The organism is Actinomyces graevenitzii C83 (assembly GCF_000239695.1).
GTDB classification, from domain to species: Bacteria; Actinomycetota; Actinomycetes; order Actinomycetales; family Actinomycetaceae; genus Actinomyces; species Actinomyces graevenitzii.
The window spans coordinates 1,188,516-1,201,066 of the sequence record NZ_JH470338.1 but is presented as its reverse complement, the minus strand read 5'-3'; the positions used below and the strand labels follow the sequence as shown (position 1 = coordinate 1,201,066).

The 12,551-nt window shown below is 58.1% G+C and carries 11 protein-coding genes; 9 read left to right on the top strand and 2 right to left on the bottom strand.

Going from position 1 to position 12,551, the window contains the following annotated elements; all coding sequences use genetic code 11:
* From HMPREF0045_RS10710 to HMPREF0045_RS05170, 4 genes are all read left to right on the top strand, one after another.
* On the top strand, positions 1-883 hold an 883-nt coding region (locus tag HMPREF0045_RS10710), incomplete at its 5' end, for a hypothetical protein (protein ID WP_005986189.1).
* A gap of 64 nt (positions 884-947) precedes the next feature.
* Positions 948-1,580, top strand: a complete 633-nt coding sequence (locus HMPREF0045_RS05180; RefSeq protein WP_005986187.1) for a hypothetical protein — start codon at positions 948-950, stop codon at positions 1,578-1,580.
* On the top strand, positions 1,577-2,158 hold the full coding sequence (locus HMPREF0045_RS05175) for a hypothetical protein (protein WP_005986185.1): 582 nt from the start codon (positions 1,577-1,579) through the stop codon (positions 2,156-2,158). Before HMPREF0045_RS05180 ends, HMPREF0045_RS05175 begins: the two co-directional genes overlap by 4 nt.
* Before the next feature lie 389 nt (positions 2,159-2,547).
* Entirely contained in the window at positions 2,548-3,207 is a 660-nt protein-coding gene (locus tag HMPREF0045_RS05170; protein ID WP_005986182.1) for a helix-turn-helix domain-containing protein, read from the top strand.
* Between the two features lie 139 nt (positions 3,208-3,346).
* Here the strand turns inward: HMPREF0045_RS05170 and HMPREF0045_RS09610 are convergent, their stop codons facing one another.
* Positions 3,347-4,843, bottom strand: coding sequence for a YncE family protein (locus tag HMPREF0045_RS09610; RefSeq protein ID WP_005986180.1), 1,497 nt, complete (start codon positions 4,841-4,843; stop codon positions 3,347-3,349).
* Between the two features lie 295 nt (positions 4,844-5,138).
* Between HMPREF0045_RS09610 and HMPREF0045_RS05160 the strand changes: the two genes are divergently transcribed.
* The 5 genes from HMPREF0045_RS05160 to HMPREF0045_RS09605 all read left to right on the top strand — a co-directional run bounded on the left by HMPREF0045_RS05160 (position 5,139) and on the right by HMPREF0045_RS09605 (position 10,696).
* On the top strand, positions 5,139-6,149 hold the full coding sequence (locus tag HMPREF0045_RS05160; protein WP_005986178.1) for an ABC transporter substrate-binding protein: 1,011 nt from the start codon (positions 5,139-5,141) through the stop codon (positions 6,147-6,149).
* A gap of 113 nt (positions 6,150-6,262) precedes the next feature.
* Positions 6,263-7,306: a FecCD family ABC transporter permease gene (locus HMPREF0045_RS05155; RefSeq protein ID WP_005986177.1), complete on the top strand. Its 1,044-nt coding sequence runs from the start codon at positions 6,263-6,265 to the stop codon at positions 7,304-7,306.
* A complete protein-coding gene (locus tag HMPREF0045_RS05150) occupies positions 7,303-8,520 on the top strand; it encodes a FecCD family ABC transporter permease (protein ID WP_005986175.1) in 1,218 nt (405 codons plus the stop codon). The genes HMPREF0045_RS05155 and HMPREF0045_RS05150 overlap by 4 nt, the downstream gene beginning before the upstream one ends.
* Complete coding sequence (locus HMPREF0045_RS05145; protein ID WP_005986173.1) at positions 8,517-9,314, top strand: ABC transporter ATP-binding protein; 798 nt, start codon at positions 8,517-8,519, stop codon at positions 9,312-9,314. Before HMPREF0045_RS05150 ends, HMPREF0045_RS05145 begins: the two co-directional genes overlap by 4 nt.
* Positions 9,311-10,696, top strand: coding sequence for an enterochelin esterase domain-containing protein (locus tag HMPREF0045_RS09605; RefSeq protein ID WP_005986171.1), 1,386 nt, complete (start codon positions 9,311-9,313; stop codon positions 10,694-10,696). The genes HMPREF0045_RS05145 and HMPREF0045_RS09605 overlap by 4 nt, the downstream gene beginning before the upstream one ends.
* Before the next feature lie 24 nt (positions 10,697-10,720).
* Here the strand turns inward: HMPREF0045_RS09605 and HMPREF0045_RS05135 are convergent, their stop codons facing one another.
* Positions 10,721-12,442, bottom strand: a complete 1,722-nt coding sequence (locus HMPREF0045_RS05135) for an L-lactate permease (RefSeq protein WP_005986169.1) — start codon at positions 12,440-12,442, stop codon at positions 10,721-10,723.
* Between the last annotated feature and the right edge of the window lie 109 nt (positions 12,443-12,551).

The window sequence follows — 12,551 nt, the reverse complement described above, 5'->3', positions numbered from 1 at the left end:
TGATCGACAACCAGGTTTAGATCTTCGCAATGATATTGAGGGTGCTGTTGTTACATCGTTTCAGGTGTCGGATGCAATAGATGTGTCTACTAAATTGGCTCTAGCGGTGGGCCGTGAAAACGTTGACTTTACCGGTCACTCGCTGGGCGGTGAACTGGCTTCAGCTGGCGCATTAGCTACCGGTGGGAAAGCAGTAACCTTTAACGCTGCGGGGCTCTCAGTTACCAGTGAAACGATCGCGCGAGCTAACTGCCTAAACAACTTTGGCTTTAATGCCCAGGCCCCTATGGATGGCTCTAATGTCAAGGCCTATAGCTTTGCGCTAGACCCGCTAAGTTATGCGCAAGATATCGCACGTGATGGGCTATTTGGCCGTATGGACTTGATTGCTCCGCGTGCATACGGTGAACGACATGTTGTTCCCATGAACAGTGACATGAAGTCCTCTGCCAACCCTATTGATTATCACCATATGGAATATCTTTATGGCCCATTGGACGCCCAGTATGAGAATCCCAAGGCCAACCACATCGCTGCCTCTGGGGCACCTACCACCACTGTAGCTCTCGGATATGTGGCTGATGGCTGCGCTAATGGCCTTGCCGAAGTAGGTAATGGTTACGTTAATGCTGGCTCAGATATAACTTCTGGGGTTAATGACGCCGCTCAACACCTTACTACTAGTGGTATGCGAGTTGCTGGTGCCTGGAACCAAGGTGACTATGTAGGTGCGGTCACAGAAGGTGTTGCGGGCACTGCGCAAGCTGCGGGTGACGTTGCTGTTGGTACGGTCAAAGGTGCCGGAGACATACTAGTTGGTAGGGTCAGGGGCGCCGGGGAAGTAGCACACGGAGTTAAGAAGGCCCTTGTTGGTGGCGAGTAGGCTTAGCTGCCGGTTATTAAGGCTTTGACGCGCAGGTAGGCGCGCAAAACATGGAGGATTACTCATGAAAGTTAGTTACATTGTCCCGGGTAACTGGGCTGATATTGATCTGAACGGCGATCTAGTTGAGCAGACCCGTCAGGTTGGTGACCGCTTCATGACCTACCTGGGGCAAAGCGGCAAGACGGAGCAGGTACGCGACCTAATCGACCGTCAATTCCGCTCCCAGGCCGAGGCCCTCAAGCAGGCGGGCGCCACCAACTTCCTGGTGGAAGTTGAGCCTACCGCCGGGGTGCTCACCGGTGCCTCCATGTTCGTGGTGCCGCTACCACTGACCGACGACGTCGCCCCCATGGACGCCATGCTCGCCATCGGCCGCGACAACGGCCAAGCCGAGGTGATCGAGGATGGACACAGCGTCGTCATGCGTACCATGTCCCTACGTGACGGCGAGGACCTACTGCGCTCCACCGCTGAGGCCGTAAACCAGGAGCTCAACGTGCAGCTGCCCGAGGTGCCACAGAAGATAGTGTCGCGGCAGATCACCTACTTCCTGGCCAACCCGGACGTCACCGAGGCGATCGTAACCCTAACCGGTTACATCAACCTGCCCTCAAGCCCCGAGCACGACCAGCTGGCCACCTCGCTGCTGCACCTGTACGACGCCGTCGCCCGCAGCCTGAGGATGCAGCCATGAACTGGAGCGCCCAAACTGACGGCAACTGGGTTTATGTAGAGCCCGGCTGGGTGGAGCAGCTCCAGGCCGCCCCCGTCTACGCCGACGCCGAGGTGCAGCAGGCGTTTATGGACATGGTGGCCCGCATTGACCGCCTGCCTGCCGACGAGGAGGCCTTCGCGCGCTTCTTGTACCTGCCCTCGCAGCTGCTGGCTCCGGCTTTGCTGGACCTGTACGCCTACCCGTCTAAAGGTGATGAGGCCCAGGCTTTGACTCAGCTGATCACCGTGGGGGAGGACCAGCAGGGGCCTACCCAGGCTGAAGAGCACAAACTGGCTAGCGGCAAGGTGGTTTACCGCTCGCTGGGGGCCTTTTCTGATGGCGACGACGTCGGCCACCACTCTTTGCGTCTAACTGGTTTCTACGCTTGGCGCCAACACGGCAATGACCTGTGTGCGCGAGTACTGTTCACTAGCTCAGCGCAGGTGCCTGAGGTGATGCCGGCGCTGGAGTCTTTGGTAGATAACTTGGAACTGGAAGTCTCTGAATTGGAGGCGGCGCAATCAATGTTTGCTGCGTTCCCCAGTCAGCTCGGGTAAAAAGCTTGCAAAAGTTATGCATAATTGTGCGGTTGCGGTAATTTAATTACGGCAACCGCACAAGTCTACCCCACTTAAATACAGGTAATGTTCATGAAATGCTTGGCAAATGCCTAGAAACTTTTCAGTGAACTGTAATAGAACCGTGATTGAATTTTCAGCCAATGAGGGCGTTTCTGAAGTAATATTGCTATACACCGATTTTAGCTGGTCCAAATTAAATTTTTGATTTACCAAGTGTTAAATCTTGTATTGCTTTTATGTCCCATAGTTGGTTTTATTTAATCCGCAGTAGGGTGCGCATCAAGGAATTGCTGCGATAGCGTCGCAATACTGCTTGGGTTATGTCGCGCTAGTATCGTATTGGCACGCAGTCTGGAGGGAAGCTGGTGGCTAATCTATATGTGCCATCTCGGCAATCTGAGCGCTATAGCATCGCTATCATTGGTGACTGCGAAGTATTACGTTTAGGTCTGTATGCGGCCTTAGCTAAGGTGGCGCAAACTAATCAGATTATTTATCTCAATGACATTGGGCAGCTAGGTTTAAATCAGCGTCGTATAAATGTGGCGGTCGTTGATTTAGATGCGCAGCGTACCGATAAAGTTATTGAGCAAGTAGAACAGCTTTCAAAAGCTAAAGTGCCGGTAGTGGCATATCAAAGCTCGGATCAGCCCTATTTGCTGCGCAGTGTATGTGAATTAGGTGTGCAGGCCGTACTTACGCGCTGCGTGCCCGGCTCTGAGCTGCGTCGTGCAGTGCTGGAAGTGGCCACTGGCAGGCGGTTAAGCCCGGTCTCGTGGCTGCAGGTGCGCCCCTACATCGACTACATCATCACCGATAACCTGCAGGGACGCCGTCGTGACGTGCTGCTTTCCTATGCGCAGGGACACACCGCTAAAGAAACTTCTAACGCGCTGGGTCTGACCGTGGCCACAGTGAATAGATATACATCGCTGGGGCGTCAAACCTGTGCCAACAACGGCATGGAAGAAACCAGCCGCCCAGCTCTACTAACCCAGGCTCAGCGCGAAGGTTTGCTGTGCTAAACACCTAAACATTAGGTAAACGGCTGTCAAAGCAGTAAATAAGCTTTAGACATGCAGTAAAGAAACCAAAGTGTAAGTGGGGGGTCGAAGCAAAGCTTCGACCCCCCCACTTGTGTCTTAAAGGATGACGCTGGCTAGCTCAGGCACGGCGGCGTGCACGCAACATGAAGGCGCCGGCGCCGATCAATGCCAGCGCAGCCAGGCCCACAATGCTGGCTGCACCAGTCTTAGCCAGGCTAGGGCGGCCGCCCTCACCCTGGTTAGCGGCGCCCTTGGGCTGCAGCGGATCACCAGTGACCTTACCCGGCAGTGGGGTAATGGTTACTGGCGCGGTTGCTGAGGCGCTGGGCTTAGCTGGGCTGGTAGGAGCCGGTGAAGCCGGAACGCTCGGCTTAGCGGTGGGGCTAGCCGGGCTGGTGGGCACCGGGGTTGCCGTGGGTGCAGCGGTGGGCGTGGGCGCCGGCGTGGTCGGCGTCGGGCTAGCTCCCTTACGGGCGATACGGAAGATCTGGTTATTGCTGGGAGCCTTATCCAACACATTCACGCTGCCATCAGGGTTAACCGACAGGTGGTTGGGGTTAGTACCGGTGGGCAAAATAGCCTCAACCTTCAAGCTGGAAGCGTTAATTACGCTAACCGTGCCGGCGGTGCGGTTACCCACGTAGACGTAGCCGTTGGAGTAGACAGCGCCCAGGGCTTGGTTGCCGGTAGGAATATCGGCAATCACCTTGCCGGTGCTCAGGTCCAGCACCACTGCATTGTTAGAGCTCTGGTTGGCTACAAACAAACGGTTGTTGGCCGGATCATAGGCCACACCCGAGGCGCCATTAGCACCAGGCAGGTCATAGCTGGTGACCTGGTTAGAGTTCTTAGTGTCAATCACGTAGGCCTTGTTCAGCTTCAGGTCTACCGTAAACAGGCGCCCACTGACGCTATCCACATCAAAGTCCATCGGCACTGCACCTTCGGGCAAGTCAATGGTGGTGGGGGCGGCGTCAAGCTGCTTAGCGTTGAAAACCTTAATGCCGCCGCCCTTACCGCGAGCAGCTTCAGTTACGTAGACACTGTCACCAATTACTCGCATAGAGCGGGCGTGGGTGACGGCGTTAGCCGGGTACTGCTTAACCAGCGACAGGTCAGACTGCTTGTAAACAGCCACCGTGTTTTGGCGAGTGTTGCTAACCCACACATAACCGTTAGCGTCGTCCACGGCCACGCCGTAAACCCCGTTAACACCCTTACCATCTGCAGCTGCGGCAGGAGTGATCTGCTTGTCGATCACAAACTTGCCAGAGGCGTCATAGTGGCCCTTGACCAGGGTGGATTCCTTGATCGGGGGGCGTCCCACAGAAGCGCCAATGAATACCTCGCCCTTAGCGTTGGCGACGCTTTGGTAGTTACCGTTAGGTACCACAGTGCCGGTGACCTGGTAAGCCTCAGTGTTGAGCGCGGTGGCTGAGGGGGTGGCTGAAGGGGTGGCTGAAGGGGTGGTGGCAACAGTGGTGGTCGCGCTTACCGCAGGGGTGGGGGTGGTGGGGTTGGCGACGGCTCCTGTCGGTATGGCGGCCATGGCCAGCACCGCTAGGGCTGAGAGTGTGCGTGAGCTAGCGCGCGATGCAATGGAGAAGTGTGCCATGCGTAGGCTCCTTACATGCGGTTTAGGGGCTTGCATTAGCCCGGTCAATTGTTTGCTCAAAAGGAGGGAACTATTAGGTTCCCCTAAGTGAGGCTAGGCTAATAAAAACCATTCAGGCAAGCATCAAATTTGCAAAAAACTGCGTAAATAGTGCTAATTGTGATGTAAAGCTCTATTTTTATCGCATGTAGTCGTGAAAAATCTCTATGGTTGAGCTTACCTTTACTAAGGCTTAGCTACCTGACAAAATTCAGCTGACGCACAACTACTTAGCGAGACTACTTAGCGAGGGAAAATGAAAGAACTATCGCGCCGTGCCATCCTAACCGCCGTAGGTTTAGGGGGAGCTGCCGCTCTTAGCGGCTGCGGTCTAGCCAATTCTTCACGCCCGGCAGCCACCGCCACCGCCACCAGCCGTAGCGTAAAGAACGTGGACGGCTCTGCAGTTAACGTGCCCACCAACCCCAAGCGGGTAGTGGCCCTGTCAGAGCCCACCACTGACGCTATCTTGGCGCTGGGACTAAAGCCGATCGGCGTCGTCGCTGGCCGTGGCCAAAAAACCGTACCTAACTACCTAAGCGAAAAAGCCAAAAACATCCCGATCATGGGGTCCATTGGGCAACCCAACTTTGAGGCAATCGGCGCCCAAAAACCTGACCTGATCCTGGTGGACGGCACAGGGTTAAAAAACAACGCCAAGGCCCTGGCCACTTTGCGGGCCATCGCCCCCACCGTATACACCGGCGACGCCGGCGGTGATTGGCGTAGCAACTTCACCAACATCGCTAACGCCCTAAACCAGGAGCAGAAAGGCAAGCAGGTACTGGCCGCCTACGACAAGCGGGTCAAAGAAATGGCTAGCGCCCTGGCTCCCAAGTACTCCGGCAAAACTTTCTCTATCATCCGCTGGCAGGGCACCGCAGCTGCGCTGATCCTCAAAGAGCTACCCGCCGGCGTGGCCCTAAACGACCTGGGATTAAAGCGTCCAGCCAGCCAAGACCGTAAAGGACATGGGCACAGCGAGCCGGTTTCGCTAGAGAACATCTCCCAGATCGACGCCGACTACATGTTCTTTGGCTTCCTTGCTGGCTCCTCAGTGTCCAACCCCAAGGCCGGCGGCAGCGCCGACACTTCCGCCGCCACCAAAGCTTTACAGCAGGCCGCGCAGGTGCCCGGATTTGCGGAACTGGGGGCCTACAAAGCTGGACACGTCTACCCGGTTGATGGCTCCGTCTGGACTTCTACCGGCTCGGCGATTTTGATGAACTCCATTCTCGACGACGTCAAGCGCCACCTGCTCAGCTAGGCCGGTTTCGTAAAGATTAGGCTGCGCCTTGAAAGGCTGAGCTTTAAAGAGTTGCGCCTTACGAGGAGTTATGTTTGGCAGCTGTGTCTGGCAGGAACTAACGAAATAGGCTCATGAAATTACGTAAATTTACGCTCAGCCTGGCGCTGTTAGCCCTGGTCGGGGCCATAGCTTTGAGTCTATTTGTAGGTTCTAAAGCTTTGGATCCGGCCTTGGTGTGGCAGGTTTTGCGGCTTGGACCAGACGCTGTCAACTCATCAGCCCAGGGCACGCAGCCGGAGCAGCACTCGCAGCTAGCTAACGCTGCCACGGTGGTGTGGCAGCTGCGAGTGCCGCGCACCCTAATTGGGCTCAGCGTAGGTGCGGCGCTGGGCCTAGCCGGGGCACTGATGCAATGCCTTACCCGTAACCCTCTAGCTGATCCAGGCATTTTGGGGGTGAACTCGGGCGCGGCTTTGGCGGTGGTGCTCAGCGTGGCCCTGTTTGGCTTAAGCGGCGTTAACACCTATATGTGGGCGGCTTTTGTAGGGGCAGGCGCAGCGGCGGTGGCCGTATACCTGCTGGGGGCCACCGGGCGAGCTGGAGCTAACCCGGTGCGTTTAGCGCTGGCGGGGGTGGCGGTTTCAGCGGCCTTGGGGGCACTCACCCAAACGGTTATTTTGGCTGATCAGGAGGCTTTTAATGAGTTTCGCTACTGGGTGGCTGGCTCATTAGAAGGACGCGGCACAGATATTGCTATGGCGACGACGCCGCTAATCGCCTTGGGGATAGTGCTGGGCTTGGCACTTTCGCCTAGCCTAAACGCACTAGCCCTGGGGGAGGAGGCCGCTAAAGGTTTAGGGGTGCGCGTGGAGGCTACCCGCACATTTACCGCCCTGGCAGTGACACTGTTAGCTGGCGCGGCTACGGCCGCCGCTGGACCAATTTCTTTTGTGGGCTTAGCAGTTCCTGTGGCTGCGCGTGCAGCGCTTGGCCCTGATCAGCGCTGGGTGGCTTTAGTTAGCCTGCTGCTGGGGCCGGTGTGGGTGCTGAGCGCTGATGTTTTAGCGCGCGTAATTATTGCTCCCCAAGAGCTACAAGTTGGGGTGGTGGCGGCTTTGGCTGGTGCCCCCTGCTTTATTGCCATGGTGCGCACTAAGAAGGTGGCGGCGCTATGAAAAACCTAAACCAGAACGAAACTAAAGGCGAAACTAGCCGCCTGGGGGTGGAGCCAGTGGCTACAAGCCAGTCTGGACTGGCCAAACTAGGCAAAGCAGCGACCCAAGTGGCGCTCGAATCAGCAGCCCAGGCGGCACCCCTAGCGATTGGCAAAGCGGCCCAAGCGGCCCCCAAATCGCGCCGGCACATCCTACTGCGCCTGGGTCCCTACTCGCTGCGGCTGGGGGTGCGCTCACTGGTGGTGGCTTTAGCGCTGCTGGTGCTTTTAACGGTAGTGGCGGTGGCGAGTATAAGTACCGGCGCCTACCCAGTTAGCCCTGCCCAGGTCAGCGCCGCCATCTTTGGCTACGGTCAGGAAGATAACTACGCGCGCTACTTTGTCACCCAAGTGCGGGCCCCACGAATCGCCACCGCTATGTTGGTGGGGGCTGCTCTGGGCCTGTCCGGTGCCCTGTTCCAGGCAGTATCAGGTAACCCGCTGGGTAGCCCCGACATTATTGGTTTCACCACCGGAGCGGCCACTGGCGCCCTGGTAGCCATCATTTTGGTAGGGGCCTCCCCGCTGGGGGTGTCGCTGGGAGCTATTGCAGGCGGCGTCGGCGCGGCGGCCCTGGTGTATTTGCTGGCCTGGAAAAACGGCATAACCGGCAACCGCCTGGTGCTAGTGGGTATCGGCCTGGCCGCCGTCGAGCACGCCCTTAACAAGCTGCTGATTGTGCGCGCCCCACTAGCTAACGCCCAGCAGGCCGCCCAGTGGCAGGCAGGCAGCCTTAACGACGCTAACTGGGCCTGGCTCGCCTGGCTGGCTCTGACCCTAGTGGTGCTCACCCCGGCACTGGCCTGCTTGACGCGGCCGCTAAGTACCTTGGCTTTAGGTGATGAGCTGGCCCATGGTCTGGGCACGCGCGTGCAAGCCACCCGCTCAGGGGCCTTGGCGGTAGGGGTGGCCCTGGTGGCTTTGGCGACGGCGGTAACCGGCCCAATTGCTTTCGTGGCGTTGGCAGCCCCGCATTTGGCGCGGCGAGCTAGCGGCGCGCCGGGCGTGAATCTAACCAACAGCGCCCTGATGGGAGCCACTTTGGTGGTGGTGGCCGATTTTGTGGCCCAGCGGGCCCTAGCCCCCACTCAACTAGCGGTGGGGGTTGTAACGGCCACGATGGGCGGGCTGTATCTGGTGTTGTTCTTGGTGTTGCAGTGGAGGAAAGGCATATGAGCGGGCAGGTCAGTTTGGCTGGCAAAGGCCTGGTGGTGGGCTATGGGGGCGGCCCAGTGCTCGACGGCGTCGATTTCGCGGTCCCTAGCGGCCAGTTCACCGTGATTGTGGGCCCTAACGCCTGCGGTAAATCCACTCTGCTTAAAACCCTGGCCCGGGTGCTGCGCCCCAGCAGTGGCCAGGTGGAACTGGGCGGGCGCGCGATCAGCTCTTATAGCCCCAAACAGGTGGCCAAGCAGGTGGCTTTGCTACCCCAGTCGCCCCAGGCCCCCGAGGGGATCAGCGTGGCCGACTTGGTGGCCCGTGGGCGTCATCCGCACCAAAGCCTGCTGCGCCAATGGTCCCCGACCGATGAACGCGCTGTGCAAGACGCTTTAGAGCGTGCTGGGGTGGCTAACCTAGCTGACCGGCGGGTTGAGGAACTCTCTGGTGGACAGCGTCAACGCGTATGGATCGCCATGGCCCTAGCCCAAGACACGCCCGTACTGCTGCTAGACGAACCCACCACCTACCTGGATATCAGCCACCAGGTTGAGGTTTTAGAGCTAGCTGCCGCCCTGCAGCGCCAAGGCCGCACGGTGGTGGCCGTGCTGCACGAGCTGGCCCTGGCTTTCCGCTACGCCACCCACCTGGTGGTGATGCATCAAGGCGCCATTGTGGCCCAGGGGCGCCCGCGTGAAATAGTTACCGAGCAGCTCATTGAAAAGGTGTTTGACCTACCCTGTCAGCTTTTACATGATCCTCAAACCGGCGCCCCACTAGTGCTGCCGCGACCTAGAAAGCAGGCCCTATGACGGCGTCGACCAGGCCCACCCCGCCAAAGCTGCCCCGCCCCCAGCGTGCCCCGCTGGCCACCAGCCCCACCCTGGCTGCTGTGCACCAGCGCCTGCTGGAGCGCCCACAACTGGCCAGCCAGCTGCAAGAACAGCTGTGGCGGCAGGTAACTTCCACGCCCCTAGTGGAGGCGGACCCCACCCAGGAAGGCAAATACCTGGTTACTTTCCTGTGGCGGGGCGCGGCGCACAGCGTGTTGCTGTTCGTTAACCGGCTTACGGACGAGAAAAACCTGGCCGACTCCTACATGCGGCGACTGCCCGGTACGGATACTTGGTACCTGACCTACCGTATGGATGGCGATTGGCGCGCCTCCTACTGTTTCCTGCCGGCCCCCACCGCCGACCAGGCGCCCTGGCTACAAGGCAGTCAGGTGCGGTTGCGGCAGGCTCTAGACGGCGGCCTGCCTGACTCCCACAACCCGGTTACCTGCACTAATCGGCGTGGTTTTGTGCAATCTGTGGTTTCTCTGCCCCTGGCGCCGGCCTGGCCGCTAGGGGAGTGGCCCGTTTTTGCCGACGACGCCGGCGCGGGCAGATTCGATGGTGGCGGACTTGGCGCGGGCAGGGGTGACGCCAGCGAGGACAGGGACGGCACAGGCGAACTTGACGCGGGCAGGCTCGACGTCGTCGCCGACTTAGACACCCTGGGACGGAAAATTTGGGTTTACACCCCCGCCCTGATTGACCGCGCGCAAAGCTGGCCGGTGCTGCTGGTGCTTGACGGAGAAGTCTGGCTTAAACGCCACCACCTACACCTGGCCCTAGCGCAGCTCATGGACGCGGGCCTGATCGCCCCGGCCTATATGGTGTTCATTGATTCAGGCGGCACTGAGCAACGCTGGCAGGAGTTGGGGGACAGCGAAAGCGATTTTGGCGGCTACTTAAGTGGGCAACTGCTTAACTGGCTCAAAGCCCACTATGCCATCAGCCCCAACCCTGCTGATCGGGTAGTTATTGGGCAGAGTCTAGGGGCGCTAACCGTGCTACGCACCCTGGTGGGCTATCCACAGCTAATTGGCTCTGGCATAAGCCAGTCGGCTTCACTGTGGCAAGAAGTGCTATTTAGCGAGCTAAACGCGCTAGATGCCACGGCGATGCCCCTAGCGGGTACTCGGGCCTGGATAGAGGTAGGCAGTCAGGAATGGATTTTGGCGCCCCTGCAACCCAAAGCAGTTCGCCAACTGCGCCAGGCTGGGATGCAGGTTAAAGACGTGGTGTACAACGGTGGGCACGACTATGCCTGCTGGCGTATCAACCTAGCCAGTGCACTAATGCATCTACTACCCGGGCCAAATGCCCTGACCTGCCCGGGCGCATACCCGGCCGGAAATATTGCCTGAGCTGAAAGTGGCCAGGGATACTTTTTAAAAATGCGGCAGATAGAAATCCAGCCAGCCTGAACAGGCCGCGAAAGTATACAAACACACCGCCAGCAGCATCAGCAGCGAGTAAGGGGCAATCTTGCGTAGCACGACAGCCTCAATACCCGGCTCCTCAACAGCCGTAGCGGCCACCGCCAAGTTCTGGGGCGAAACTAGCTTACCGATACCCCCAGCCACCGTGTTAGAAGCCAGCAAAGTGGCGGTGTCGGTGCCAACCGCGTGGGCCGCGCTAGCCTCCATAGATCCAAACAAAGCCCCGGAGCTGGTGGTAGAGCCACCCACGGCTGTGCCCAACCAACCCAAAATCGGGGCAAATAGAGTAAAGGCATGGCCAGTTGAAGCCAGCGCCGCGCCAATAGCGGTGGTTTGCCCCGAAAAGTTCATCACATACGCTAAAGCCATCACGGCCGCAATGGTTAGTAGCGTGTAACGCAAACCAGAAATGGTGTGCCACAGCGCCACCAGGGAACGCAAAATCGGCAGCGCAAAGCGAGTTTTGCGGCCATACCAGGCGTACAGGCCAGTAACCACAATGGCAGTAAAAATAATTGGCGTGCCCGGATTAGACAGCAGCGGCAGCTGGTAGATCGCAGCCGTGTTCACACTGCCGTCGGCGCTGTGCAGGTGCCCATACAGGCCCGGCCAAGGAATATTGATATCAGTGGATTTAAGTAGCGCATCTAAATCCACGCCCCACTTCCACAGTTTAGTGGTGGCAATCAAGGTCACCACCAGCAGGTAGGGGGTTAGGGCTAGGATTACGCGGCTAGCACTTAGACCCTCAACGGAAGCTTTAGAGCGCTGCTCAGACGGCGTCGTCGGAGTCCAAAACAGCAAGAAAATATAGGTGGCTGCCAGGGTGAAAAGCGCAGTGGCTACGCCGGTAAGTTCAAAAGACAGCAGCGGCATAAATAAATGCCCCACCGCAGTAGTAAGACCGGTGACCAAAGCTAGCGGCCAGAGCTGACGCACACCTCGGCGGCCATCAAGCATAAGTAGCAATAAAAATGGGACCACCAGCGCCAAAGGAGCAATCAGGCGTCCCATAAGTAAAGAAATGTGGGCGGGATCCACGCCGCCCATACGGCCAGCAGTCAACACCGGTGTGGCCATGGCACCATAAGCTAAATAAACCAGGTTCCCCAGCAAACACAGCAGCACAGCTTTAATTTTGGGAAGCCCCAGCGTAGCCAGCATGGCACAGGTAATAGCTACCGGCGCCCCGAAACCCGCTAGCCCCTCCAGCAGGTTACAAAACGCATAAGCCACAATCAGGGCCTGAATACGAATGTCACTCTTGCCGATCGTGGAGAAAACTGCGCGTAAATCCTGTGAGCGGTTAGAAAACTCGGTTAGGTTATACAGCCACACGGCCCCCACCACGATAAAAATCATGGGCATAACCGCAAACGCCAGTCCCTGCGAAGCCGACAGTAGCGTCATAGACACCGGCATTTTAAAAACCGTCATGGCCAGCACAGCCGCTAGGGCCAGAGCCAGCAGAGCACAGCGGTGAGTTTTGACCTTAAACCCACCCAATAACGCAAAAAAAGCGATCAGTGGGGAGGCTCCAACCAAGGCGGACAGGTACACGTTGCCAGCCACTGCAGTGGTTGAGGGAGTGAATGTAAGCGGCAGACTAGCGGCGACAGTGGCATTTGTAGCCCCGTGCGCGGCTGCCAGTGCAGCGACACTAAACGGCATGAAGGACCCTGGCTAAGTACAACATTTTTCTTCAGTGATCATAACAAGTTTTAGACGGCTGCTTGCACACCTAGGCACTAATGGCGACGTCGAGTTGCCCCAGCAGGTG

Excerpts from the sequence above, each read along its gene's own strand:
- HMPREF0045_RS09605 (WP_005986171.1), top strand. The coding sequence starts at position 9,311 with ATGACGGCGTCGACCAGGCCCACCCCGCCAAAGCTGCCCCGCCCCCAG.
- HMPREF0045_RS05150 (WP_005986175.1), top strand. The coding sequence starts at position 7,303 with ATGAAAAACCTAAACCAGAACGAAACTAAAGGCGAAACTAGCCGCCTG.
- HMPREF0045_RS09610 (WP_005986180.1), bottom strand. The coding sequence starts at position 4,843 with ATGGCACACTTCTCCATTGCATCGCGCGCTAGCTCACGCACACTCTCA.
- HMPREF0045_RS05135 (WP_005986169.1), bottom strand. The coding sequence starts at position 12,442 with ATGCCGTTTAGTGTCGCTGCACTGGCAGCCGCGCACGGGGCTACAAAT.
- HMPREF0045_RS05145 (WP_005986173.1), top strand. The coding sequence starts at position 8,517 with ATGAGCGGGCAGGTCAGTTTGGCTGGCAAAGGCCTGGTGGTGGGCTAT.
- HMPREF0045_RS05180 (WP_005986187.1), top strand. The coding sequence starts at position 948 with ATGAAAGTTAGTTACATTGTCCCGGGTAACTGGGCTGATATTGATCTG.
- HMPREF0045_RS05160 (WP_005986178.1), top strand. The coding sequence starts at position 5,139 with ATGAAAGAACTATCGCGCCGTGCCATCCTAACCGCCGTAGGTTTAGGG.
- HMPREF0045_RS05155 (WP_005986177.1), top strand. The coding sequence starts at position 6,263 with ATGAAATTACGTAAATTTACGCTCAGCCTGGCGCTGTTAGCCCTGGTC.
- HMPREF0045_RS05175 (WP_005986185.1), top strand. The coding sequence starts at position 1,577 with ATGAACTGGAGCGCCCAAACTGACGGCAACTGGGTTTATGTAGAGCCC.